The following is a 1961-nucleotide window of genomic DNA, read 5'->3' on the forward strand; positions in this document are numbered from 1 at the left end:
TCCTGACGCTGATCCAGCACGGAACCGATTCGCAGATCGAAAGATTCGTGGAAAAGGCGCTGCGCCAGGAGGAGGTCTGGTGCCAGCTGTTCTCCGAACCGGACGCCGGATCGGATGCGGCCGGCATCAAAACCCGGGCCACCCGGGTGGACGGGGGCTGGCAGATCAACGGGCAGAAGGTGTGGACTAGCGGTGCGCATTACTGCGCCCGCGGTCTTGCCACGGTCCGCACCGACCCCGACGCCCCCAAGCACGCCGGTATCACCGCGGTGATCATCGACATGAAGGCTCCCGGCGTCGAGGTGCGGCCACTTCGCCAGATCACCGGCGGCTCGGACTTCAACGAGGTGTTCTTCAACGACGTGTTCGTTGCCGACGAGGATGTCGTCGGGCAGCCCAACGCCGGCTGGACCGTGGCTCGGGCGACGCTGGGCAACGAGCGGGTCAGCATCGGCGGCAGCAGCGCCTCGTATCTCCGGGGCGCCGAGGGATACCTGGTCAACCTGACCCAGCAGCACGCCGATCACGTCGCCGGCGCGAAAGTTCGGATGGGCGACTTCCTCGCCGACGAACAGGCGCTGCGACTGCTGAACCTGCGTCGCGCCGCGCGCAGCGTCGAGGGCGCCGGGCCGGGTCCGGAGGGCAACGTCACCAAACTCAAGCTGGCCGAGCACATGGTCGACGGCGCGGCGCTGGCCGCGGCGCTGCTGGGACCGGAGGTCGCCCTCGGCGACGGGGCGGGGGCGCTGGCCGGGCGCATGGTGATGGCTGCGCGCGGCATGTCGATCGCCGGCGGCACCTCGGAAGTGACCCGAAACCAAATCGCCGAACGCATTCTCGGCATGCCGCGCGACCCGCTGATCACATAGGGGCTCGCCGGGGCTCCCCGCTCCCCTTCGCCGCGAGCGTGCGTGTCGCCGGTCGCCGCGCCGGGCAACAATCCGTTTTTGCGCACGTTCGCGGGGGGCTACGCCCGGGCTACGCCCCGGGCGAGGGCGCGAACACCGTGACACCGCCGGCGGTTTGCGGGTGGTCGAAGCGGGCCTGCACAGCCATCCCGCAGAAAACCGAATCCGGCTCGCAGTCAACGATATTGGTGGCGATCCGCAGTCCCGGCTGTTCGGCGAGCTCGACGATGGCGATGACGTACGGAGTCGGTATCTCCGGGTTGTAGGGCTGAACGTTGACGGTGTAGGTGAACACCGTGCCGTTCCCCGACACCGGCTCGTCGACCAAGGGGCCGCCGCAGGTTGGGCAGCGGCCGGCCGGCGGATGTACCCAGCGCCGGCACCTGGCGCAGTGCTCGATGAGCAGCCGTCCGTCGACGTTTCCGGCAGGCTCTGTCACCACCCGAATACCGTATCCTCTCTTCGTGTCGACGCGGTGCCTGGAGAAGGGCGCGATCCTGTCCGGGATCGGCATCTCGCGAATCGGCCGCAAAACCGGGATTCCCGGCCTGGAGCTGACCCTGGAGGCGGCGCGGGCCGCCATCGACGACGCCGGCCTGCGACCCGGCCAGATCGACGGCATCGCCACGCTGGGCGACGTCCCCGTGGTAGAGGTCGCCGCCGCGTTGGGTGTCGAGGCGGGCGACTTCAGTGCCGGATTCGGCACCGGCGGCCTGCTGGAACCGGTGATGTCGGCGTGCCGTGCCGTTACCTCAGGAGCCGAACGCCGGGCAACCCATGTCCTGGTTTACCGCACCGTGCAGATGATCGGCGGGACGATCCCTGCCGCGGTGTCGGCTCAGGCGGGCGGGCCGGGTTCGCCCTTCGCGCGGCCCGCGGAACCGGACGATGGTGGACGGCCGGTGATCGGGCCGATGGATGATGTTGCTGAACTGGTTGCGGCGCATGCGTATTCGGCGGCCAACTGGCTGGCGATGAACTGCCGCCGCCATATGGAGTTGTACGGCACCACCAAGGAGCAGCTGGGCTGGCTCGCCGTCAACAACAGGCGCA

Annotated in this window: 3 protein-coding genes; 2 read left to right on the forward strand and 1 reads right to left on the reverse strand. The window is 69.1% G+C overall.

Features of this window, described 5'->3' with window-relative positions:
• Positions 1-869, forward strand: an 869-nt coding sequence (locus tag AC2VOP_RS17365; RefSeq protein WP_486962114.1) for an acyl-CoA dehydrogenase family protein, incomplete at its 5' end; no start/stop codon positions are given.
• Between the two features lie 109 nt (positions 870-978).
• Here AC2VOP_RS17365 and AC2VOP_RS17370 read toward each other — a convergent pair.
• Positions 979-1347, reverse strand: a complete 369-nt coding sequence (locus tag AC2VOP_RS17370; protein WP_486962116.1) for a Zn-ribbon domain-containing OB-fold protein — start codon at positions 1345-1347, stop codon at positions 979-981.
• A gap of 25 nt (positions 1348-1372) precedes the next feature.
• Between AC2VOP_RS17370 and AC2VOP_RS17375 the strand changes: the two genes are divergently transcribed.
• On the forward strand, positions 1373-1961 hold a 589-nt coding region (locus tag AC2VOP_RS17375), incomplete at its 3' end, for a beta-ketoacyl-[acyl-carrier-protein] synthase family protein (protein WP_486962115.1).

Source organism: Mycobacterium sp. TH-M106 (assembly GCF_057473765.1).